The organism is Thiomonas arsenitoxydans (assembly GCF_000253115.1).
GTDB classification, from domain to species: domain Bacteria; phylum Pseudomonadota; class Gammaproteobacteria; order Burkholderiales; family Burkholderiaceae_C; genus Thiomonas; species Thiomonas arsenitoxydans.
The window spans coordinates 3297563-3320318 of the sequence record NC_014145.1 but is presented as its reverse complement, the minus strand read 5'-3'; the positions used below and the strand labels follow the sequence as shown (position 1 = coordinate 3320318).

The window sequence follows — 22756 nt, the reverse complement described above, 5'->3', positions numbered from 1 at the left end:
AGAGTTTTAGAAAATGATATTTCACCTATCAAACAGGTGGACTTAAGCTGTGATGAGGCGGGGCGAGCTGGCCTCGCCGTATCGCCCCCGAATCATCCCGCCCATGTCCACCACCGCCTTGTCCCCATCGCTTCAGGATGCCGCAGGCCCGCCCGAGTGGCTGCGCCGCGCTGCGGTGACGGCGGCGGGCATGTGTGCGTTTTTCACCATGTACCTCACGCAGGGGCTGCTGCCCAGCCTGCAGTCGGTGTTCCACGCCAGCGTGGCCGAGCTCAGTCTGACCATCACCTTCACCACACTGGCGGTCGCGGTGGCGGCGCCGTTTTCAGGCATCGCGGCAGACCGCTTCGGCCGCAAGCGGGTGCTGCTGGTCTCGCTTGCGGGGCTGGGGCTGTCCACCCTGCTGGCGGCTACGGCCACCTCGCTGCACGGCCTGCTGGTGTGGCGGGCCATCGAGGGCTTGTGCATTCCCGGCGTGTTCACCGCGACGGTGGCTTATATCAGCGAGGAATGGCCGCCCTCCGAAATTCCGGCGGTGACCGCGCTCTACATCTCGGGCTCAGTGGCCGGGGGCTTCAGCGGACGCTTCATCGCGGGCATGGTCACGGCGCATGCGGGCTGGCAGGCAGCCTTCGTGGTGCTGGGGGCGATCAATCTGCTGTTTCTGCTGTTGATTGCGCGCGGCTTGCCGGCCTCGCGCCGGTTTGCGGCAAGCCGCGGCGGGGTGCGCGCTGCGCTGTCCGGCTTTGCCTTGCACCTGCGCAACCCCAAACTGCTCGGTACCTACGCCATCGGCTTTGGCATTCTGTTCTCGCAGGTCTGCACTTTCACTTATGTGAGTTTTCATCTGGCTGCGCCGCCGTATGGCTTTGACCTCAAGGATCTGAGCCTGCTGTTCACCGTGTATCTGGTGGGCATGGTGGCCACGCCGCTGGCGGGCAAGCTGGCGTGGAAATTTGGCAAGCGGCGGGTGTTCGTCGCCGCGGTGGTGCTGGGCAGCGGGGGCATGTTGCTGACCCTGCTCAGTCCGGTCTGGGCCATCGTGCTGGGGCTGACGCTGAGTTCCGGCGGCGTGTTCATCGCGCAGTCGATGGCCACGGCGCAGGTGCCCGCGCTCGCGGGTCAGGCGCGGTCAGCCGCCGTTGGGCTGTATGTGCTGTGCTACTACGTGGGCGGCAGCGTGGGCGCTTTCGGCCCGGCCTGGGTCTGGGCGCACGCGGGCTGGGCCGGGTGTGTGGCGCTGGTGCTGATTGCTCAACTGGCTATCGGCGTGGCGGCTTGGCGGTTGTGGAAACCAACACCCATCACAGCAACCGTTTGATCGTTATCCTTGCTTCCAGTACGATTTTTTGGCGGCAACGTCTTGGGGCGGTTCTCGCCGCTCTTGGAAAGACAGCGAGCACGCAATGAAACAGATCTCCCACTGGCACGCGGATCCATGTAACGAGGTGGAAAAGATCCAGGCCCGCATGGACGGACGGGGTTTGGAGCCGCACTTTCACGATTCCTGGTCGTTCGGCATTGTGGTCAAAGGGAACTGCACCTTCAAGTCTCGCGGCGAAATGCAGCTTGCACCGGTTGGGGCCGTGTTCGCCATCCCGCCTTTCGAGGTGCATGAAAGTCTTCCAACAGCCGAGGCAGTTGAATACCGAGTGGTTTACGTTGCGGCGCACGTGTTGGAGGCCCATGCACCCGAATTGCCCGGATTGATTCACGCCGGTCGAAAGCGGGTCTGGGTGGACGGTGAAGGGGCCTTTGCCATCGGCTCTGACGCTCGCACGTTGATGTCGCCTGACGTGTCTCTGGGCGAGTGGCTGCGGGCATTCGCCGCCAGGTTGCGTACGGCATCCCCTGGCGTGGCCCGTCCACCCTCCAATGTGCTGCGTCAGTCGCTGGATCAACAGTGGAGTGAGCCTCTGGTTCTTGCGGAAATTGAAAGCGCAACCCAACACACACGCTGGCATGCGATTCGCACATTCCGGCAACAGGTTGGTCTGACGCCAGGAGCCTATTTGCGGCAACTCCGTGCGATTAAAAGCCGTCACCTCTTGCGTTCCGGCCTGACTATTGCGCAGACGGCGCATGCCCTGCATTTTTCAGATCAACCTCACTACACCCGCACGTTTAAACAGGTGTTTGGTGTGACGCCAGGACGGTTCCAGAGCCTGAGCCGACAGGCCCCTTCTGCGGAGCGTTTCTCAAAAGAACACGCCAACGATGGAGATCAGCAGCAAGACAGCCATGCCGACGTTGAAATGATGAATCGCCTTGGGTGAGGCAAGCAGGTGTTTCGCTGCGTGCCCGAAGAGCGCCCATGCGCCGATGGATGGAAAGCAGATCAACGTGAAGATGATGCCCTGCAGCAGGACGCTTGGGATTTAGGCATCGCCTGTGCGTGTATAGGTTGCGATGCCAGTGGCCGCAACAATCCAGGCTTTCGGGTTTGTCCATTGCGCCAGCAGTCCCTGTCTTGCCGAAGGGGCTTTTCGTAATCGTGCGCTGGCCGTAGCGTCTGCCCGTGCCATAAATAGCTTGATGGCGATGTAGGTGAGAAAGGTCGCCCAGAGCACTTTCAACGCCATGTGCAGCCAAGCGGTGTGACGCAGGACGGAGTCCAAGCCAAACCCCATCGCAAGAATCAGAGAAGTGAAGCCCGACGTGGCTCCGAAAACATGCGGCAAGGTGCGCAGCCAGCCGAAATTCGCTCCGGATGTGGCGGCAATGACATTGACCGGGCCGGGAGATGCCGAAGTCACCACGGCGAAACCCGCCAAAGGCAACGCGAGTTCTCGAACCAGAGCAATCAGATCAGGCGTGTTCAACATGGCTCACCGCAGAAGGGGCAGACTGCCGGTCAACGACTTGATGTGTGCTGCTTCGCCAAACAGGCACAGGCCCATGTAGCGCAACGCGGTTGCCTGCGTTGCGGATAAGGCTGATTGGTAATCGCCGTAGGTTTTCGCCTGCTGGGCCAAGGAGGTGAAGTCGATCACCAGAACCTCGCCACTGGGCAGTTCTCGTGCGCGTCGGGCAATGTTCGCCATTTGCTCCGGTTGGCTTTTGAGAACGGGCAGGACGATGGTGGTGATGCCCGGATGAATCTGACCGTCTTGATCGGGCAAGTCCGCACCGATCAGCTCGGGGTGGAGCCGACCGAGGCTCATGGCAAGAACGGCGGCGGTGTTCGCCACCAAACCGACGGGCAAGCTGCCGTCGATGATCAACACGCATTTTTTCAAAAGAGTCTCCGCACGAATCGGGCTGCAAGGCTTGCAGCTTCCGTCAGTGGGAAACCGTACTCAATCACGCACAAGGCGTCTTGAATGCAGTTGCGCTTTTCGCTGCCTCTACACCAGTCGCGCGATGACGTAGGCGAGGAAAGACAGCAGGATGCTTGAGCCGAAGGGAAATAGCCATTCCCGGCCGAACAGTTTGACGGTGAAGTCCAGCGGCATGCGGCCGATGCCAAAGCGGCGCAGATGCGGCAGCAGCGCCGAAAACACGATGGACGCGAGAATGAAAACGATCAGCCAGCGCATGGTCGGCTCTACAGCGTATGGGTGCGGTCGCCGCGCGCGAAGCCGCGCAGGGCGTGCGCGTCCACCCCGCGGCCCAGGGCGATGACTTTGAACAGTTCGCCCATTTCGCTCTCGTTCAACAGTTTGTTGACGGCGGCGGTCTGCCGCAGGTAGTGCGAGCCGCCGGGCGCGGTTGTGGCCGCGCATAGGGCGGCGGCGCTGCTCGGAGCGACCGGCGGCGGCCCGGCGGCCAGTTCGGCGGCGACGAGATCGAGCAGGCCGCAGTTCATCAAAAAACTGGCCTGGCTGGTGTAGCCCAGAACATCGAGCCCGGCGTCTTGTGCGGCCAGCGCGATGGCGGTGAAATCCACATGCGCGGTGATGTCGGCCAGCCCCGGCCACAGCAGCACATCGTCGAGCACGCGGTGGCGGTAGTGCGCCTGCAGCGTGCCCATGTGGCGCTGCGGGTGGTAGTACTCGCGCTGCGGAAAGCCGTAGTCGATGAACAGCGCCGCGCCGCGCGCAAGCCGGTCGGCCAGGGTACGCACGAAGGCCAGGGCCTGCGGGTGGATTTCGGTCACGGTGCCGATGGGCAGGGCGTGCGCTTCGGGGGCGGGGGGCAGCAGGGCGGTGGCGCGGTCGGCAAAGACCAGATCGTCGCCCTCTTGCGCCACGCCGCGTTCCATCCAGCCGCCTTCGTGTCTGTGCAGTAGTTTCACGGGCATGGCATCGAGCACTTCGTTGCTGATGGCCACGGCCTCGAACGTCTCGGGCAAGGCCGTCCACCACTGCACGCGGTCGAACAGATGGGGCACGGCGCTGCGCAGCGTTTGCATCTGCCGGTGCTTGAGCGCGCCGGAGACTTCGACAATGGCGTAGTGCCGCGGCGCGCAGCCCAGATGATCGAGTTCGCCCAGTATCTGCGCGGCGAGCCGGCCCGAGCCCGCGCCGAATTCCACCACGGTGTGCAGATCGCCCTGCTGCAGCACCTGCGCCACCTGAGCGGCCAGGGTGCGGCCGAACAGCGGGGACAGTTCGGGCGCGGTGACAAAGTCGCTGTCGCTGCCGAAGTCGCCAAACTGCCCGGCCTGCCCGGTGTAGTACCCCAGGCCGGGTGCGTAGAGCGCCTGTTGCATATAGGCATCGAACGGCAACCAGCCCCCGCCCGCATGCAGAGCAGCCCTGATTTGCGCCAGGAGTTGCGCGCTGCGCTCCAGCGCCATCGGGGCGGGCGCCGGTAGACTTGCCGACTGTTCGTTCATCAAGACATTCTAGAAAGCATGCCGCCCGACGCCACAACCCTTCCCGTTACCCGCCCCAAGGTGCTGGTGACCGGCGGCGCGCACCGGCTCGGGCGGGAAATCGCCTTGCATCTGGCCGCGCAAGGCTGGGATGTGGCGGTGCACTATCACCGCTCAAAACCGGCGGCCGACGCAGTTTGCACCGAGGCGCGGGCGCTGGGGGCGCAAGCCGCAGCCGTCGGCGCCGACCTGTTCGACCCCGCCGCCGCGCGAGACCTGTTGCCGCAGGCTGTCGCAGCCTTGGGCCGGGTGGACGCGGTGGTGAACAATGCCGCGCTGTTTGAGTTCGACGACGCGCAGCACTTCAGCGTGGAAGCGGCGCAGCGTCACTACCAAGTCAACACCATCGCCCCGGTGCTGCTGGCGCAGGCGTTGCACGCGCAGTTGAGCGCGCGCGGCGCGCAGGGCTGCGTGGTCAATTTGCTCGATCAGAAGCTCGCCAATCCCGATCCGGACTATCTCTCCTACACCTTGTCGAAAGCGGCGCTGCAGGCGGCCACCGTGGCGCTGGCGCAAGCGCTGGCGCCCGTGCTGCGGGTGGTGGGCGTGGCGCCTGGCCTGATGCTGCCTTCCGGCCCGATGACCGATGACGAATTCACCCGCGTGCACAGCCGCACCCCGCTGCAGCGCGGCAGCACGCCGCAAGACGTGGCGCAGGCTGTGCATTTCGCGCTGCAGGCCCGCGCCATGACCGGCGCCACCCTGCTGGTCGATGGCGGCCAGCATCTCGCGGGCACCGGGCGCGACGTGCTGTTTGCCGCGCGCGATCAGGCGCCCCGTTAATTCAAGGAATCTCACCATGTTCAGTGCCCTGTCGCATCCCGCCCTGCGCGCTTGCCGCCGCTTGTTTTTGCAGAACTACGAAGTCAACATCAATATCGGTGTGCACGAGTTCGAAAAGCGGGGCGAGCAGCGTGTGCTCATCAATGTCGATCTGTTCATTCCGCTGGCCATGTCCACCCCGCAGCAGGACAAGCTCGACGAAGTGGTCGATTACGACTTCATGCGCAGCGTGATCGCGGCGCGTATCGCGCGCGGCCACATCCATCTGCAGGAAACCCTGTGCGACGACGTGGCGCGCATCATGCTCGAACATCCGCGGGTGAAGGCCGTGCGGGTGTCCACCGAAAAGCCCGACGTCTATCCCGATTGCGAGAGCGTGGGCGTGGAAGTGTTCCATGTGAAGGATTTGCAGCCATGAGCGCGCCGCACGGCCGTTCCGAAGGAGCGTTCAACTCCCACCGGGAGTCGAGCGAAGCGAGGAGGGGAGTCTCGTCTGACACCTCAGCCGAGTCGCCGCAGGCCGCTGCCACTTATCGTGCCGCCCACAAGGCCTTGTTCGAGAACAACAAGCTCTCCAAGCGCCTGCACCGCCTCATCGGCCAGGCGGTGGTGGACTTCAACATGATCGAGCAGGGCGACAAGGTGATGGTCTGCATGTCCGGCGGCAAAGACAGCTATGCCCTGCTCGACATTCTGCTGAGCCTGCGCGAACGCGCGCCGATCGACTTCGATCTGGTGGCCGTCAACCTCGACCAGAAGCAGCCCGGCTTCCCGCAAGAGGTGCTGCCCGACTATCTCAAGAGCCGCGGCGTGCCCTTTCACATCGAGGAGCAGGACACCTATTCCATCGTCAAGTCCATCATCCCCGAGGGCAAGACCACCTGCGGACTGTGCTCGCGGCTGCGGCGCGGCATTCTCTACCGCGTGGCGGGCGAGCTGGGGGCGACCAAGATCGCGCTCGGCCACCACCGGGACGACATTCTCGAAACCTTTTTCCTCAATCTGTTCTTCGGCGGCAAGCTCAAGGGCATGCCGCCCAAGCTGGTGAGTGACGACGGCAAACACGTGGTCATCCGCCCGCTGGCCTATGTGGAGGAAACCGACCTGGAGCGCTGGGCCGAGTTGCGCGCCTTTCCGCTCATTCCCTGCACTCTGTGCGGCAGCCAGGAGAATGCGCAGCGCAAACAGGTCAAGGCGATGCTGCGTCAATGGGAGCGCGAGACGCCGGGCCGCGCGCAGACCATGTTCAACGCGCTCACACAGGTAGTGCCTTCGCATCTGGCCGACCGCAGCCTGTTCGACTTCGCGAGCTTGCGCGCCACCGGGCTGCCCGACCCGATGGGCGACATCGCCTTTGATGCGGAACCTTGCAGCGGCGCAGGCGAACTCCCGCGCGCACAATCCGTCCAATGGTTTTGAAGTAGAGGAGAACAGGCCATGCGCTCACCTAACAGCCTAACCCGCCTTTGGCATTCCGCCCGCATCGGCCTGTTGCTGGTGCCCGCGCTGCTGCTTGGCGGCTGCGCTAGCCTGACAGATTTGCGCGCCACCGTTGTCACCCCCAACCCCGCGCCGCAAGCGCTGGTGGGCGCCAAGGTGCAGGTGCAGGCCGCGCCCGGCAATGCCGACAGCGCCGATGCCTACACCCTGCAGACCGCCGTGCTCGACGCCATGACCCAGGCCGGCATGGTGCCCTTGCTGGGCACACCGGCGCCCTATACCGCGCGCTACGCCTACACCGTGCGTCTCGATCTCGAAGCCACCTACGGCCCCTCGGTCTGGCCCCCGCCCGTGTTGCTGCCCAACGGCGCGGTGTATTTTCCCGGAGGCTGGGGGGGCTGGGGAGGCGGTATGTTCGGCTGGATGCCGCCTCCCAACTATTACGAACGCAGTTTCTCGCTCGAAATCCGCGATACCGCCACCGGCGCTCTCATCTGGCAGTCGCACGCCAGCACCGGCGGTTACGAACGCGGTCTGGCCTCGGTGGCCCTGCCGCTGGCGCAGGCCGTGCTGCGTGGATTTCCTTCGGAGTACGGCGAGCACAAGGTGCTGTTCCCGCGCTGAGGGCGGAACGGATCGCACATTAAACAGAATGTCACATTTGCAACTTATGGTCTCGACTTTCTCTTTTGAGCGAGTCGAGCAATGCAATTTCCCAAATCTGCTTTAGCCCTGGCGGTTGCTGCGGCACTCACTTTGTCAGCCTGCGGCGGCGGGGGCACCACCACCGCGTCCAACCCGCCTGACCAGCTGGCTGCAGTGCACCAGGCTGCAGTCCAAACCGGGGTCTTTCTCGACTCCGCCGTGGCCGGGGTGGACTACACCACCGATAGCGATGCCACCCCGCGCCAGACCAACGCGGCGGGGCAGTTCCTCTACAAATCCGGCGAGACCGTCACCTTCAAGCTCGGCGGCGTCTTGCTGGGTCGCGCCAAGGGCGCCGATGTGGTGGCGCTGGCCGATCTCGATGGACAGGGCGAAGACGCCCCCCGCACCCAGAACACCGCGCAACTGCTGCAGGCGCTCGATGACGACGGCGACCCGAACAACGGCATCGTCATTCGCGATGTGGTGCGCCAGCGTTTTGCCAACATCAAGTGCGATCTGTCCGACCGCACCCAACTGGTCGCTCTGTTCCAGCAGCAGCTCGCCGATCTCAAGCTCAACCTCACCGATCCGCGCTACGCCAAGGCGCACCTCGAAGACTCGCTCTCGCTGATTGGCCGCACCGTCACCAGCACCTTCACCTACCAGGGCGCGGGCGCGGCGCAGGGCGCCCAGCTCAGCGTGAGCAAGTACGCCATCGGCAGCCAGAGCCGGTTCAACGTGCCCTATCCCGGCAATCAGAACTACATCAAGGCCGAGTTCCCCAAAGGCTTCCCCATCAGCCTGGGCTCGGGTTTGGCTCTCAAGGGCGTGGACAAGCAGGGCAATGTGCAGTTCTGGGCGATGACGGATCGCGGCCCTAACGGAGATTCGCCAGACCTGCGAAACGCCGACGGCAGCACCACCGCGACCAAGTCGTTTCCCGCGCCCGCATTCAATCCCGAGTTTGGCGTGGTGACTGTGGGCACCGGCAAGGGCAACCGTCGCGCCACGCTGGAAAGCACCACCCCGCTCAAGGACCTCGACGGCGCTGCGATGAGCGGCCGCCCCATTCCTCCGGGCACGGTCGGATCGACGGGTGAAACGCCGGTCAGCGACACCCTGCAGATTCTCAAAAACGCGCAGGGCGGCATCGCATTTGACGTGCACGGCATCGATCCCGAAGCCGTGGTGGCCACGCCCGATGGCAAGTCGCTGTGGATGACCGACGAGTACGGCCCCTTCGTGTTCAAGGTGAACGCCGCCAGCGGCCGGATCGAGACCAAACTGGCGCCCGGCAGCGGCCTGCCCGACATCGTCAAGTATCGCCAGCCCAACCGCGGCATCGAAGCCATTGCCCTTGCACCCAACGGCAATCTGCTGGCCGGCGTGCAGAGCATTCTCAAGATGGATGACGCCAAAGACAGCAAAGGCAAAACGCAGAAAACCACCAAAGCGGTGTTCACTCGCCTGGTGCAAATTCAGCCGGGCGGCGGCACCCGCATGTTTGCGTATCCCCTCACCGATGCCAGCGGGGCCGTTCCCTACAGCAAAAACAAGGACGCCAAGATCGGCGACCTCGTGGCGCTCGACGACAACCGTTACCTCATCATCGAGCGCGGCACGCAAGCCGATGGCAAAGATCACAACATGATCTTCCTCATCGACCTCAGCGGCGCGACCGACCTCACCGGCAAGACCATCAACGGCCAGGAGCCCGAGTATCAGCCCTCGCTCAAGGCGCTGACCGACGGCGGCATCATCCCGGTGAAAAAGACCCTGCTGTTCGATATGGTCGAAGGCAGCGGCTTTGGCTGGGTGTCCGGCAAGACCGAGGGCATGGCCCTGGTGGACGCGCAGACGATTGCTGTGGCCAACGACAACGACTTCGGCCTTGCGGCGGAAATCGTCGGCCCGAATGGCGAAATCCTCAAAGGTGACGATTGCGAAATGGACGCCAGCGGCCAGATCCTGGCGGGTACGGGCAAGTGCACCGCTCCGGGCGCTTACACCTATCGCATCATCCGCGGCAAACCGTGGGAGACGCCTTCGCGCCTGTTCCTCATCAAACTGCCCAAGCCGGTGCTCGACTACGCCTCTTGAGCGCGGCTAAACCATGAAACTCCCGCCTGAGCGATTTGCACAGGCGGGAATTTTTCAATTCAAAAACAACCGCGTCACCGGGTTGTCGGTTTCCTCGGTGTAGTGATAGCCGAGTTGCTGCAAAAACTGGCTGAACGCCTTTTTATCTGCAGGCGGCACCTGAATGCCCACCAGCACATGGCCGCTGTCGCCGCCCTGGTTGCGGTAGTGGAACAGGCTGATGTTCCAGTCCGGGCTGAGCGCGTCGAGAAAGCGCAGCAGCGCGCCGGGTCGCTCAGGAAAGTCGAAGCGCAGCAGGCGCTCGTTTTCCGCCATGCTCTGCCCCTGCGCGCCACGCGGCGCGGGGCCGCCGACGAGGTGGCGCACATGCACTTTGGCCAGTTCGTTGTCGGTCAGGTCGAGCACGCCGTAGCCTGCGCGCTCGAAAGCCTGCGCCATTTTCTGCGCATCCTCGCGGCCGTTGACCGTCAGGCCGACGAACACATGCGCTTCTTCCGGCCGCTTGATGCGATAGGTGAATTCGGTCACATTGCGCGCGCCCACCAGTCGGCACAGGCGGCGAAAGCTGCCCGGCTTTTCGGGAATGGTCACGGCAAACAGCGCCTCGCGCGCCTCGCCCACTTCAGCGCGCTCGGCGACAAAGCGCAAGCGGTCGAAATTCATGTTCGCCCCGCAGGTCACGGCCACGAGGGTCTCGCCCTTGAGCTGGTGCCGCGCGCAATAGGCCTTGACGGCCGCGACCGACATCGCGCCAGAGGGTTCCAGCACGCTGCGAGTGTCTTCGAACACGTCCTTGATTGCGGCGCTCACCGCGTCGGTATCGACCACCACGAAGTCGTCCACCAGATCGCGCACCAGGCGGAAGGTCTCGCGCCCGACCTGCTTCACCGCAGTGCCGTCGCAAAACAGCCCCACTTCAGACAGCGTGACCCGACGGCCCGCCTGCACGCTGCGCAGCATGGCGTCGGAATCGACCGTCTGCACCCCGATCACCTTGATCTCCGGCCGCACCGCCTTGATGTAAGCGGCCACCCCCGAGATCAGCCCGCCGCCGCCGATGGCGCAAAACACCGCATGAATCGGCGCCTGGTGCTGGCGCAGAATTTCCATGCCGATGGTGCCCTGGCCCGCGATCACGTCCGGGTCGTCGAAGGGGTGGACGAAAGTCAGCCCTTGTTGGTTTTGCAGCGTGAGCGCGTGGGCGTAAGCGTCGCTATAGCTGTCGCCCTGCAGCACCACGTCCACGCTGGCGCCGCCAAAAGCGCGCACCGCGTCGATTTTCACCTTCGGCGTGGTGGCGGGCATCACGATCACCGCGCGGCAACCCAGCCGGTGCGCCGACAGCGCCACGCCCTGCGCGTGATTGCCCGCCGACGCGCAAATCACGCCGCGCTTGCGCTCGGCCTCGGTCAGTCGCGACATCTTGTTGTACGCCCCGCGCAGCTTGAAGCTGAACACCGGCTGCGTGTCCTCGCGCTTGAGCAGCACCTTGTTATGCAGGCGGCGCGACAGATTGCGCGCAGGCTCCAGCGCCGATTCAATCGCCACGTCATACACCCGTGCGTTCAAAATACGCTGCAGATAGTCGGTATGCTTCGCGGCCATTTGGATCTTCCCATAGCAAAAGAACCGATTCTATGAACCCCGCTGATCGCACCTTGCAGACATGGCCGTGCTGATGCCGCCCGATTGGGCTGGCGCCGCCCTCGGTATGTGGCATGAATTGCTGCAGTCCGCCTCCGGGCCAGGAGGGCTTTACGTGTTGGCGGCGCTCAGCTTTGCGGCGGCCACCCTCATCCCCTTCAGTTCCGAAGCCGTGCTGCTGGTGGTGATTGCCGCCCAGCCGCAACACACCCTGCTGGCTGTGCTCGTCGCCACCGCCTCCAATACCCTCGGCGGCATGACGACCTACGCGCTCGGCCGCTGGGTGCGCCATTGGCAGACCCCCGACGCTTGGCGCTGGGCGCCGCAAGTGCGCCACTGGGGCGCGCCCATCACCGTGCTGGCCTGGGTGCCTGGCATCGGGGATGCCCTCGTGGTCGTGGCCGGCTGGCTGCGCATCAACGCCTGGGCCTGCGCCGCGTGGATGCTGCTCGGCCGCAGCCTGCGCTACATCGCCGTCGCAGGTCTGGCTTGGGCGCTATGAAAAACCGGCCAAAAAACTACCCGGGCGGATGATGAACATCGGCCCGGGTAAGAATCCACCAAAGGAGGAGGTGGAGGAGACAAGGGGTGCGTCAAACTCAACGCGTGATGCAATATTAGAGGATGCTTATGTATCTTGCATAGCCCATCCGTGCATCATGGTATTGTTAAATAAGCATTCACTTATTTTATGCGTAAGTCATTGAAAAATAATTAAATTTTTCTGGATTATGGCGGGAATCTGCCTTTGCCCGTCTTTGTCACCCACATCGAAATTGACGCGAGTCAACGAAATTCGGGTTTAAGGCAATTTCAGCACTGCAGCCAGCACGCCGACTGCGATCACCAGCATGCCGCCAATTTTGATCGTCAGCCGCAGTTCGAGCTCGCGTAAATCCGGTTTGGTGGCCAGATCCGCCTCACCTTGCGCTTCGCGAAAAGCATCAGCCACCGCTTCGGCCTGAGCGTCGGGCATGCCCGATTCGCGCAATTTGCGAATGAATTTGTGCGTATCGAAGGTCACGGTAGCCATGCAAACAATTGTAGGCCCCCTGCAGAACCGCCGACAATTGCAACACCTCTCAATAGGAAACAGGAGAAAGAGCGATGCAATGCACCGTGCAATGGGAAGGAAAAGACGCGCAAGGCAACGACGGCATGGCCTTCACCGCCCACACCGAAACCGGCCACACGCTACGCATGGACGGCGCCCCGGCCAGCGCACCTGGCGAGCCCGGCGGCCACAACCTCGCGCCGCGGCCGATGGAAGTCGTGCTCGCCGGCACCGGCGGCTGTACCGCTTACGACGTGGTTTACATCCTCAAGAAGGGGCGGCAGGATGTGCGTGGCTGCACCGTGCGGCTCGAGGCTGAGCGCGCCGCGACCGACCCCAAGGTGTTCACCCGCATTCATCTGCACTTTGTCGTGACAGGGGTGAATCTGCGCGAAGACATGGTGCGCCGGGCAGTCGAACTCTCGCATACCAAATACTGCTCGGCCAGCGCCATGCTGGAAAAGACGGCGACGATGACGTTCAGCGTTGAAATCAGATAGTCCACGTAGGGTATTGGCCATCGTCAGCGTCAGGTATGTTGTGCGGAAGATACAAATCGATACCTCAAACATACATGCGCCAGTATTAATTCATCAGACGCGCGGATCACACACGGTAAATTTGAATTGAGGCGCGCTAGGAGTGTGGGCGGCAGAAGGTTGTTGAGGTCGACGTAGGACGGTGGGCGTGCGTTAATACGGCATGCCCACTAGTTACCGCCCCTATGAGCCGGACCAGGTGATGCTGCTGCCGGCGGCGCCGCAGGACTGGCTGCCGCCGGGCCACCTGGCTTACTTCATCCACGACACGATTGACACGCTGGACCTGAGCGCGTTCTACGCGCGCTATGAGGGTGGCGGAGCGCGCAACCAGCCCTTCCATCCGGCGATGATGGTCAAGGTTCTGGTGTACGGCTACGCCACCGGGGTGTTCAGCTCGCGCAAGATCGAGCGCCGGCTGCACGAGGACCTGGCGTTCCGGATGCTGGCAGCAGGGAACTTCCCCAAGCACCGCACGATCCGGGATTTCCGTGCGCTGCACCTCCAGGAATTCTCGGACCTGTTCGTGCAGGTCGTGCGCCTGGCGCGCGAGATGGGTCTGGTCAAGCTGGGCACGGTGGCCATCGACGGCACCAAGGTCAAGGCCAACGCGAGCCGCCACAAGGCCATGAGCTATGCGCGCATGCAGCACACCGAGGTCGAACTGAAAAAGCAGATCGACGCGCTGCTGGCGCGCGCCAAGGCCACCGACGAGGCCGAGGCGCAGGAGCCCGAACTCGACATCCCGGCCGAGATCGAGCGGCGCGAGGCGCGACTCGATGCGATCCGGCAGGCGCGCCAGCGGCTGGAACAGCGTCAGCGTGAAGCCGACGCGCAGCGTGGTCGCAGTGACGATGATGATCGCCGTCCCCGGGGGCCGGATGGGAAGCCGCGGCGCGGTGCGCGGTTCAAGCGCGACTTCGGCGTGCCCGAAGACAAGGCGCAGGAGAACTTCACCGACCCGGACAGCCGCATCATGAAGCGCGCCGGCGGCGGCTTCGACCCCAGCTACAACGCGCAGACGGCGGTGGACGAGGCTGCGCACATCATCGTGGCTGCGGAACTGGACAACACGGCACCCGATGCCAACTGGCTGCTGCCGATGATCGATGCGATCCAGGAGAACCTGGGCGCGCTGCCCGCGCTGGGTCTGGCCGACGCGGGCTATCGCAGCGAGGACAACCTGCGCGATGCGCCGATCGATCTGGTTGTGGCCTTGGGGCGCGAAGGCAAGCAGCACGCGGCCATCGATGCCGCGCGGCTGCCGCACACCGCGGCCATGGCCGCGAAGATGCAGACCGCCGCGGGACGCGCCGCCTATCGCAAGCGCAAGTGGATCGCCGAGCCGCCCAACGGCTGGATCAAGAGCGTGCTGGGGTTCCGCCAGTTCAGCCTGCGCGGCCTTGAGCGTGTACGCGCCGAGTGGAAACTCGTCTGCGCAGCACTGAACCTCCGGCGGATGGCCTCGTTGGTTCCCGCCTGAACAGAAATGGGGGCACAGGCCGCCCCGCACAACACGCCCGCTGCTGCCCTCTCGGGGGCGTGAGACGACCGGCCATGCCGACCGTGCCCGAAAAACAGTCCGCTCGCCCAGCATCGGCGCTCCGGCACAGGTTCACGGAATTCTGCCGCCCAGACTCCTAGACGCCCATTTCTAATCAATCAATTTCAAACCGCAATCTGGAGATGGCAATGAAAAAAACCCTATTGGCGATAGCCCTACTCGGAACATTCAGCAGTGCCGCCATGGCAGCTGACAAAGTGCAGCTTTACGGAATCATCGACCTTGGTGTCGAGCATCTGAGCTATGACAACACCAGCGTAAACCGTCTCGGTTCTGGTGGGCAGTCCACTTCTCGCATCGGCGTCAAGGGTACGGAAGATCTGGGCGGTGGCCTCAGCGCCTTCTTCACAGCTGAAACTGGATTCTGCGCCAATGGCAATGATTCAGGCGGCAACTCTGTTTACAAAGGCACCAGCCAAGGCGCGCAATATCAGGCTGGCGGCAGCTATTGTTCTGGCGGAAACTTCATGGGCCGCTTGAGCATCATTGGCCTCAAGGGCGGCTTTGGAACCTTCCAGATGGGTCGTTTCTACTCGTTCAACTACATTGCAGCTACGCAGATCGACCCATTCGGCACCGGCATGACCGGCACGATCAAGAACATCGATCCGGCCTCGAACAACTACACCCGCGTCTCTCAAGGGATGGCCTACATCACCCCGAACTTTGCCGGCTTCACGGCTGGTTTGGCTTATGCATTCGGCGCTCAGCCCAGCAGCACCTCGAATGGTCAAGCCTATGAGCTGAACCTGAACTACAAAAACGGCCCATTGATGGTCGGTGCCGACTACCTTCGTCACAACTACACCGCCACGGCTGCAGGCTCGTTCAATCCCTACACCAGCCTGGCCAAGGAAATTGGCCCCGCGGCAACTGTGCCCGCAGATGGCTACTTCACCAACAAAATCTCCGAAATCTACGGCAGCTACGACCTCGGTGTGGCGAAGCTCAGTGCCATGTATTCCCAGCAGAAATACGGCGACGGCCTGACCTATGCCGGCGCCAACCAAGCTCCCGACCTGCGTGTGTGGATGCTTGGCGCCAAGGTGCCTGTGGGGCCTGGCAGCGTGTTGGCTTCCTACGCTCAGCGTAAGGACAACAACAGCACTGGCGACACCAAAGTGAAGATGTACGCCATCGGCTACACCTATCCGCTGTCCAAGCGGACCAATGTCTATACCTCTTATGCTCACATCACAAACGGCGCCAATGTGGATCAGTACGTAGGCGATAACGGCATCAATGCTGCCGGCACGCTTGGTGGCCAGAGCTCCAGCGGTTTTGGCATCGGCATTCGTCACTCGTTCTGAACCGAGTTTCAGCAGGCATCAAGGCCGCCTTCGGGCGGCTTTTTTTGGCCAAATGGCCTCCGGGTTTACCTTGATGTGACCAAGTTGTTGCGCAGGACCAACAGAACCAAGCCATTCGCGCCGTTATAAGCCCACAACTTTGCACTGCACGGCGATCTTTGCTGAAATAGCGTCAGCTCCTCAACAGGAGTCGGCTTAAGCACAAGGTTTTTGTGTCAGGCAGGCCCGGCTCCCGGGCAGGTTGTTCAACAAATCTCTGGAGATGTACTCATGAAAAAAACCCTCCTCTCGCTGGCATTGTTCGGCGCATTCAGCGGTGCGGCCATGGCTGCTGACAATGTCCAGCTTTATGGCATCGTCGACCTTGGCGTGCAGCATCTTTCTTACGACAACACCACCGTGAACCGTCTGGGCTCCGGCATTCAGTCCGGCTCGCGTATTGGCCTGAAGGGCACGGAAGATCTGGGCGGCGGTTTGGCTGCTATGTTCCAGCTCGAAACCGGCTTTTGCGCTAACGGCAACAATACTTCTGCCTACACTGGCGCTGGCCAAGGCGCTCAAAATCAGGCAGGTGGCAGTTATTGCACCAGCGGCTCGACCTTCATGGGCCGCACCAGCATGGTTGGCCTGACCGGTGGCTTCGGTACCGTGGCACTGGGCCGTATGTACAGCCCGTTCTTCAATGCGGCAGCAACCTACGATCCCTTCGGTGCCGGCCTGACGGGCTCCATCACCAACCTGGATCCGGGCTCGCTTGACTACGTCCGTGTGTCGCAAACCATGGCCTACATGACCCCGACCTTTGCAGGTTTCCAGGGTACCGTAGCTTATGGTTTTGGTGGCCAGCCGGGCAACAACTCCAATGGTCGCGCTTATAACTTGGCATTGACCTATGCCAACGGCCCGATCTCTGGTGGCGTGACGTACCTGCAGCATAATTTCACCGCAGGGACCACCGCAGTTGCCACCCAGGCATTGATGTTGAATTCAACCGGCAACAGCATCATCCCCACCGACGGCTATTTCAAGAGCAAGCTGTGGAACATCTATGGTGCCTATGACTTCGGTGTGGCTAAGCTCGGTGCTTATTACGCCCAAGAGAAATTTGGTGATGGTGCGGCGATGACCTTGGGCGGACAAAACCCCAACCTGAAGATCTGGAGTCTGGGTCTGACGGTGCCGGTTGGCGCAGGTGCCGTTCTGGCCAGCTACGGCCAGCGTAAAGACAGCAACCTGAACAACTCGACGGTCAAACAGGTGGCCATTGGTTACACCTACGCTTTGTCCAAGCGCACCAACCTGTACACCTCCTACGCGCACATCACCAACCAGAGCAATGTCGACCAGTACGTCGGCGATGCAACGATTGCTGGTTCTGGATTGATGGGTGGCCAATCGTCCAGCGGCTTCGCCCTGGGCATCCGTCACAAGTTCTGATCAGCGCAAGCTGTTTAGCAACTTCTTTGAAAGCCGCCTTCGGGCGGCTTTTTTTCGACTGTATGGATCGCAAAAAGGCCGAAGAGCTGTCAAGTTGCGGCAGGCATAATGCCCGCACAGGGAGGGTTGTTCAATGCACATTGTTCTACCGGTCGACGGATCGACTTACACCGCGCGGGCTGCGCAGGTTCTGGTGCAGCAGGTCCGACAGTACAAGGAGCCGCCGCGCATCACTCTGCTCACGGTGGCGCTGCCCATCGGCACGCCGCTGGCGCGCGCGCAGCTCAGCAAGGCCACGCTGGACGAGTATTACTGCGACGTCAGCGCGCAGGCGCTGGCGCCCGCTGAAGGCGTGCTGAAACAGGCCGGGCTGGCGTTTGAGTCTCGTTTTGTGGTGGGCGACCCGGCCGAGCAGATCGCCGCCGAGGTGACGCGTCTGCAGCCCGACCTGCTCATCATGGGCACGCACGGCCACTCGGCGCTCAAGGGCTTCGTTATGGGGTCTGTGGCGAGCAAGGTGGTGGCGTCCACCACGGTGCCGGTGCTGCTGGTGCGGTGAGCCGCCGCGACGGCGCGTTAACAGGCCCTACCGCTGGCTCAGCGCATTGCCCACCAGCTTGGAGGTGATGTCCACGATCTGGATCATGCGGTCGTAGGCCATGCGGGTGGGGCCGATGACGCCGAGGGTGCCGACCACTTTACCGTCGGCCGCATAGGGTGCGGTGATGACGGAGAGTTCTTCGAAGGGCACGGCCTCGCTTTCGCCGCCGATGTAGATGCGCACGCCATCGGCACGGGCGGAGGCATCCATCAGTTTGAGCAACTGGGCTTTTTGTTCGAACAGATCGAAGAGCTGGCGCAGCTTACCCAGATTGCCCCCAAAGTCGCCGATGCCGAGCAATTGTTGTTGCCCGGAGATGACGACTTGATCTTGCGGTTGCTGCAGCGCCTGACTGCCGGCCTGCACGCCGGCCTGCATGAGGGCGACGAGTTCGCTGCGCAGGTGCTCCACCTCGCTGCCGAGCTTTTGCGTGACCTGCTCGAAACTCAGGCCCGAAAAATGGGCGTTGAGGTAGTTGGTGGCGGTATTGAGCTCGTTCTGGCTGAGGGCGTGCGGCCAGTGCAGCATGCGGTTTTGCACATCGCCCTCGGGGCTGACGATGATGAGCAGAATGCGATGCTCGCTCAAGCGCAGAAATTCGATGTGGCGAAACGCGGCGCTGCGTTGCGGCGCCAGCACCACGCCGACGAATTGCGACAGGCTGGACATGAGCTGCGCCGCCCGCATCATGACCTGCTGCGGCGGGGCGGTGTCGATGTGCTGTTGCAGCGTCTGCGGCAGCAGGTCGGTTGGCATCTGCGGCTGGGCGGTGAGCATGGCGTCGACAAACACCCGGTAGCCGCGCGGGGTGGGAATGCGCCCGGCCGAGGTGTGCGGGCTAGCGATCAGGCCCATGTCTTCGAGATCGGCCATGACGTTGCGGATGGTGGCCGCGGACAACTCCAGCCCCGAAGCGCGCGACAACGTGCGCGAACCCACCGGCTGACCGTCGGCGATGTAGTGTTCGATCAGGGTTTTGAGCAGCAGTCGGGCGCGTTCGTCCATGCGCAAATTTTAGGCCGCAGACGGCGCGCGGGCACGACACGCTACGCTGGACTTGCGCCTGTGCTGTAATTTGCCGCCAGGGCGGTGTTCTCCGCCGTGCCTCCACTTTGAACCCCATGCCCCGTACCGTGTTCCAGCAGGTCTTGCTGATCGGCAAGTATCAGGCGCCGCAGGCGCAGCGCAAACTTGGCGAGATTGCCGCGCGGCTGAGCCGGGCCGGAGTGGAGGTCTGGGTGGGCGAGCTTACCGCGCAGCACACCGAGCTGCCTTACCCGGTGCTGCGCAGCAGCGAACTGGCCGAGCGCACCGCGCAGGGCGGTTGGGTGGCGGTGGTGCTGGGCGGCGACGGCACCATGCTGGGCGCGGCGCGCAGGCTCGCTCCGCTGAATGTGCCGCTGGTGGGCATCAACGCCGGGCGGCTGGGCTTCATGACCGATATCGCCGACAGCGAGTGGGAGCCCGCGATCGACGGTCTGATGGCCGGCGACTTCGAGCGCGAGGAGCGCGCCATGCTCAGCGGCGCGGTGGAGCGTGCGGGGCAGACCATTTTCAGCGCCATTGCGGTGAATGATGTGGTGGTCAATCGCAACGGCGCGTCGGGGCTGGTGGAGCTGAAGGTGGAGGTGGACGGGCGCTTCATGTACGTGCAGCGGGCAGACGGCCTGATCGTCGCCACGCCGACGGGCTCCACGGCCTATGCGCTGTCGGCCTACGGGCCCATTCTGTACCCCAGCGTGGACGGTGTGGTGCTGGTGCCGATTGCGCCGCATACCCTGTCGAACCGCCCCATCGTGCTGCCGGGCGGCGCCGATATCGTGATCGAGGTGGTCACGCCGCGCGACGTGAGCGTGAACTTCGACATGCAGAGCTATGCCGAGCTGATCGGCGGCGACCGCATCCGCATCGCGCAGGCGCCGTATCGCTGCGTGTTTCTCCACCCGCCGGGTTGGAGCTATTTCTCCACCCTGCGCCGAAAACTTCATTGGCATGAAGTGCCTGATGACTGAACCCCACTGAGCCATGCTGCTGCATCTGCATTTGCGCGACTTTGTCATCGTTCCCGAGCTCGATATCGATCTGGCGGGGGGCTTCACCGTGCTCACCGGAGAAACCGGCGCGGGCAAATCCATCCTGATCGACGCGCTCAAGCTGGCGCTGGGCGAGCGCGCCGACAGCAGTGTGGTGCGCGCGGGGGCGCTGCGCGCAGAGATCAGCGCCGAGTTCAGCCTGAGCCCGCCGCTGGCCGCCTGGCTGGACGAGCAGGGATTCGCCGCCGAGGCCGACACGCTGCTGCTGCGCCGCGTGATCGACGCGCAGGGCAAGTCGCGCGGCTTTCTCAACGGCAGCCCGGCTACCGCCGCGCAACTCAAGGCAGCGGGGGAATGGCTGGTGGACATTCATGGGCAGCACGCCTATCAGGGGTTGGTGCGGCGCGAAGTCGTCACCCACCTGCTCGATGGCTACGCCGGGGCGCAAGACGAAGCCCGGGCCGTCGCGCTCGCCTGGGCCCAGTGGCGCGATGCCGACGCGGCCTTGCAGCAGGCCAGGGGCGACGTCGGTGCGTTGGCCGAGGAGCGTGAGCGCCTGCAGTGGCAGTGCGAGGAACTCGATCGCCTGCGTCCTGCCGAGGGCGAGTGGGCCACGCTGGAGGGCGAACACAAACGACTGGCGCATGTCAGCAGTCTGCTCGAAGACTTCGCTCTGGCGCAGGGGGGGCTTGACGGCGAGGACGTGAGTGCGCTGTCTTTGCTGGCGCAGGCGCAGCAGGCGCTGGAGCGGGCGGCGCAGGTCGATGCCGGTCTGCAGCCGCTGGTGCAGCAGATCGACGCGGCGCAAACCAGCCTGAGCGACCTCAGTCACGAACTGCGCCGTCTGGCCGAACGCACCGAGGCGGACCCGCAGCGCCTGGCCGAACTCGACGCCCGGCTTTCGGGCTGGATGAATCTCGCACGCAAGCATCGCGTGGCGGCGGCCGACCTGCCGCAAACCCATCACGCCCTGCGAGACAAAATCCAGCAGCTCGACCGCAGTATCGACCTGCCCGCGCTGGAAAGCGCCGAACAGGCCGCGCAGGCCGCGCTGCAGAAGGCGGCGGCCAAGCTCAGCGCCAAGCGCCGCAAGGCCGCGCAGCAACTGGCCAAGGCGGTGCAGGCGGCCATGCAGGAACTGGGCATGCCCGGCGGGCGCTTCGACGTGGCGCTCACCCCGCTCGACGCCGTGGGCGCGCGCGGGGCGGAGGCGGTGGAACTGCAGGTGGCGGCGCACCCCGGCGCGGAGCTGAGGGCGCTGGGCAAGGTGGCCAGCGGCGGCGAGCTGTCGCGCATCGCCCTGGCCGTCGCCGTGACCACCAGCGCCCTGCAAGACACCGAAACCCTGATCTTCGACGAGGTGGACGCCGGCATCGGCGGCGCCGTGGCGCAAACTGTGGGACGGCTGCTGCGCCGCCTGGGGGGCGACCGGCAGGTGCTGGCCGTCACCCATCTGGCGCAGGTGGCCGCTTGCGCGCAGCAGCATTTCGCAGTGCGCAAGCACAGCACGGACGGGCAGACCGCCAGCCTGCTCGACGCGCTCGACCTGTCACAACGGCGTAGCGAAATCGCCCGTATGCTGGGCGGCAACGCGCAATCGAGCGCCGCGCTGGAGCATGCCAGCGAGCTGCTCTCGGCTTGCGAAACCCCGTCCGTGGAAACCCGATGAGCCCGTCTGAAACCGCTGCTGTCCCAACGCCTGCCGATGCGCGATCGACCCACCAGCTCGTGCTGATTTCCGGGCTGTCCGGCTCGGGCAAATCGGTGGCGCTGACCGCGCTGGAAGACTCCGGCTATTACTGCGTGGACAACCTGCCGCCGCAACTCATCACCCCGCTGGTCGAGCAGACCCGCGCTTCGGGGCAAAAGCGCGTGGCCGTCGCGGTGGACGCGCGCAGCGCCGAGTCGCTGGCCGACGTGCCGGGCCTACTCGAAAACCTGCGCGATTGTTGCGAGGTGCATGCGATCTATCTCGACTGCGCCACCGACACGCTGGTGCAACGGTTTTCGGAAACCCGCCGCCGCCACCCGCTCACCAGCCGCGTGACCGCGCAGCAGATCGGCAACCCTGCTGCCGCCCGCGGCGAGGGCTACGCCAACGCGCTGATCGAATCCATCGAGCTCGAACGCGAACTGCTGCGCCCGGTGGCCGAGATCGGCCTGCACATCGACACCAGCCAGATGAAGTCCGCCCAGTTGCGCGACTGGATCAAGCAGACCGTGCGGGTGCAGGCCAGCCAGATGGTGGTGCTGTTCGAGTCGTTCGCGTTCAAGCGCGGCGTGCCGCTCGACGCCGACTATGTGTTCGACGTGCGCATGCTGCCTAACCCGCACTACGACCCGGTGCTGCGGCCCCTCACCGGGCGCGACGCCCCCGTGGCCGAATTTCTGCTGCGCCAGCCCGAGGTGCTGCAGATGCAGGCCGACATCAGCGGGTTTTTGCAGCGCTGGCTACCCAAGCTGGCCGCCGATCACCGCAGCTATGTCGGCGTGGCCATCGGCTGTACCGGTGGGCAGCATCGTTCGGTGTTTCTGAGCGAACAACTCAGCCGTGCTTTCGCCAGCCAGTACACCGTACTGCTGCGTCACCGCGAGTTGGGCTTGACGGGGTCGAGCGAGCAGTGACCCGCGTCCGCCGCCGGGCCGTTGCCCAGCGCGAGAGGAGGCGGTTCGGCAAACCGGTCGTGCGGCGTGCTCACGCGCCAGTCCAGCACCAGCAGCAAGACCACAGCGGCCCAGAACAGGGCGATCAGCCAGGGAAATTTTCGGTGCATCGTTCGCATT

At 63.8% G+C, this 22756-nt stretch carries 24 protein-coding genes; 16 read left to right on the top strand and 8 right to left on the bottom strand.

Going from position 1 to position 22756, the window contains the following annotated elements; translation table 11 throughout:
- The first annotated feature begins 103 nt into the window (after positions 1–103).
- Together THI_RS15725 and THI_RS18185 are read left to right on the top strand one after the other, a co-directional pair.
- Complete coding sequence (locus THI_RS15725; RefSeq protein ID WP_013107253.1) at positions 104–1321, top strand: MFS transporter; 1218 nt, start codon at positions 104–106, stop codon at positions 1319–1321.
- Between the two features lie 85 nt (positions 1322–1406).
- Complete coding sequence (locus THI_RS18185; protein WP_013107252.1) at positions 1407–2276, top strand: AraC family transcriptional regulator; 870 nt, start codon at positions 1407–1409, stop codon at positions 2274–2276.
- A gap of 102 nt (positions 2277–2378) precedes the next feature.
- Here THI_RS18185 and THI_RS15720 read toward each other — a convergent pair whose 3' ends face one another.
- The 4 genes from THI_RS15720 to THI_RS15705 all read right to left on the bottom strand — a co-directional run bounded on the left by THI_RS15720 (position 2379) and on the right by THI_RS15705 (position 4780).
- Complete coding sequence (locus THI_RS15720) at positions 2379–2825, bottom strand: LysE family translocator (protein WP_013107251.1); 447 nt, start codon at positions 2823–2825, stop codon at positions 2379–2381.
- A 3-nt stretch (positions 2826–2828) separates the two neighbouring features.
- The gene (locus THI_RS15715; RefSeq protein WP_050985987.1) at positions 2829–3224 is read right to left on the bottom strand and encodes a DUF2000 domain-containing protein; all 396 of its coding nucleotides are present in this window, start codon (positions 3222–3224) and stop codon (positions 2829–2831) included.
- Positions 3225–3347: 123 nt separating this feature from the next.
- Complete coding sequence (locus tag THI_RS15710; protein WP_013107248.1) at positions 3348–3539, bottom strand: DUF2905 domain-containing protein; 192 nt, start codon at positions 3537–3539, stop codon at positions 3348–3350.
- Positions 3540–3547: 8 nt separating this feature from the next.
- Positions 3548–4780 carry a class I SAM-dependent methyltransferase gene (locus tag THI_RS15705; protein ID WP_041609042.1) on the bottom strand — a complete coding sequence of 411 codons (1233 nt, stop codon included), beginning with the start codon at positions 4778–4780 and terminating at the stop codon, positions 3548–3550.
- Between the two features lie 18 nt (positions 4781–4798).
- On the opposite strand from THI_RS15705, the gene THI_RS15700 reads away from it, so the two are divergent.
- From THI_RS15700 to THI_RS15680, 5 genes are all read left to right on the top strand, one after another.
- Entirely contained in the window at positions 4799–5602 is an 804-nt protein-coding gene (locus THI_RS15700; protein ID WP_013107246.1) for an SDR family oxidoreductase, read from the top strand.
- Between the two features lie 16 nt (positions 5603–5618).
- A complete protein-coding gene (locus tag THI_RS15695) occupies positions 5619–6020 on the top strand; it encodes a dihydroneopterin aldolase (protein ID WP_013107245.1) in 402 nt (133 codons plus the stop codon).
- Positions 6017–7021 carry a tRNA 2-thiocytidine(32) synthetase TtcA gene (gene ttcA / locus THI_RS15690; protein ID WP_013107244.1) on the top strand — a complete coding sequence of 335 codons (1005 nt, stop codon included), beginning with the start codon at positions 6017–6019 and terminating at the stop codon, positions 7019–7021. The genes THI_RS15695 and ttcA overlap by 4 nt, the downstream gene beginning before the upstream one ends.
- Positions 7022–7039: 18 nt before the next feature.
- A complete protein-coding gene (locus THI_RS15685) occupies positions 7040–7666 on the top strand; it encodes a DUF4136 domain-containing protein (RefSeq protein WP_013107243.1) in 627 nt (208 codons plus the stop codon).
- Between the two features lie 81 nt (positions 7667–7747).
- Positions 7748–9790 carry an esterase-like activity of phytase family protein gene (locus tag THI_RS15680; RefSeq protein ID WP_013107242.1) on the top strand — a complete coding sequence of 681 codons (2043 nt, stop codon included), beginning with the start codon at positions 7748–7750 and terminating at the stop codon, positions 9788–9790.
- Between the two features lie 54 nt (positions 9791–9844).
- Here the strand turns inward: THI_RS15680 and ilvA are convergent, their stop codons facing one another.
- A complete protein-coding gene (gene ilvA / locus THI_RS15675; protein WP_013107241.1) occupies positions 9845–11395 on the bottom strand; it encodes a threonine ammonia-lyase, biosynthetic in 1551 nt (516 codons plus the stop codon).
- Between the two features lie 61 nt (positions 11396–11456).
- On the opposite strand from ilvA, the gene THI_RS15670 reads away from it, so the two are divergent.
- A complete protein-coding gene (locus tag THI_RS15670; protein ID WP_013107240.1) occupies positions 11457–11936 on the top strand; it encodes a YqaA family protein in 480 nt (159 codons plus the stop codon).
- A 300-nt stretch (positions 11937–12236) separates the two neighbouring features.
- Here THI_RS15670 and THI_RS15665 read toward each other — a convergent pair whose 3' ends face one another.
- A complete protein-coding gene (locus THI_RS15665) occupies positions 12237–12467 on the bottom strand; it encodes a CCDC90 family protein (protein WP_013107239.1) in 231 nt (76 codons plus the stop codon).
- Between the two features lie 74 nt (positions 12468–12541).
- Between THI_RS15665 and THI_RS15660 the strand changes: the two genes are divergently transcribed.
- From THI_RS15660 to THI_RS15640, 5 genes are all read left to right on the top strand, one after another.
- Positions 12542–12988: an OsmC family protein gene (locus THI_RS15660; protein WP_013107238.1), complete on the top strand. Its 447-nt coding sequence runs from the start codon at positions 12542–12544 to the stop codon at positions 12986–12988.
- A 202-nt stretch (positions 12989–13190) separates the two neighbouring features.
- Positions 13191–14510, top strand: coding sequence for an IS1182-like element ISThsp1 family transposase (locus tag THI_RS15655; RefSeq protein ID WP_013104216.1), 1320 nt, complete (start codon positions 13191–13193; stop codon positions 14508–14510).
- Positions 14511–14719: 209 nt separating this feature from the next.
- Positions 14720–15901, top strand: a complete 1182-nt coding sequence (locus THI_RS15650) for a porin (protein ID WP_013107237.1) — start codon at positions 14720–14722, stop codon at positions 15899–15901.
- A gap of 270 nt (positions 15902–16171) precedes the next feature.
- Positions 16172–17338: a porin gene (locus THI_RS15645; RefSeq protein WP_013107236.1), complete on the top strand. Its 1167-nt coding sequence runs from the start codon at positions 16172–16174 to the stop codon at positions 17336–17338.
- Positions 17339–17471: 133 nt separating this feature from the next.
- On the top strand, positions 17472–17897 hold the full coding sequence (locus tag THI_RS15640; RefSeq protein WP_013107235.1) for a universal stress protein: 426 nt from the start codon (positions 17472–17474) through the stop codon (positions 17895–17897).
- A 27-nt stretch (positions 17898–17924) separates the two neighbouring features.
- On the opposite strand, the gene hrcA is transcribed toward THI_RS15640, so the two are convergent.
- On the bottom strand, positions 17925–18944 hold the full coding sequence (gene hrcA, locus THI_RS15635; protein WP_013107234.1) for a heat-inducible transcriptional repressor HrcA: 1020 nt from the start codon (positions 18942–18944) through the stop codon (positions 17925–17927).
- A 116-nt stretch (positions 18945–19060) separates the two neighbouring features.
- Between hrcA and THI_RS15630 the strand changes: the two genes are divergently transcribed.
- From THI_RS15630 to rapZ, 3 genes are read left to right on the top strand one after another with little or no spacing between them, the layout of a single operon-like run.
- Positions 19061–19951: an NAD kinase gene (locus THI_RS15630; RefSeq protein WP_013107233.1), complete on the top strand. Its 891-nt coding sequence runs from the start codon at positions 19061–19063 to the stop codon at positions 19949–19951.
- A 13-nt stretch (positions 19952–19964) separates the two neighbouring features.
- Positions 19965–21641 carry a DNA repair protein RecN gene (gene recN / locus THI_RS15625; protein WP_013107232.1) on the top strand — a complete coding sequence of 559 codons (1677 nt, stop codon included), beginning with the start codon at positions 19965–19967 and terminating at the stop codon, positions 21639–21641.
- Positions 21638–22597: an RNase adapter RapZ gene (gene rapZ, locus THI_RS15620; protein WP_050985985.1), complete on the top strand. Its 960-nt coding sequence runs from the start codon at positions 21638–21640 to the stop codon at positions 22595–22597. The genes recN and rapZ overlap by 4 nt, the downstream gene beginning before the upstream one ends.
- Here the strand turns inward: rapZ and THI_RS15615 are convergent.
- On the bottom strand, positions 22558–22755 hold the full coding sequence (locus THI_RS15615; protein ID WP_231836237.1) for a hypothetical protein: 198 nt from the start codon (positions 22753–22755) through the stop codon (positions 22558–22560). The genes rapZ and THI_RS15615 overlap by 40 nt on opposite strands.
- Position 22756 lies beyond the last annotated feature (1 nt).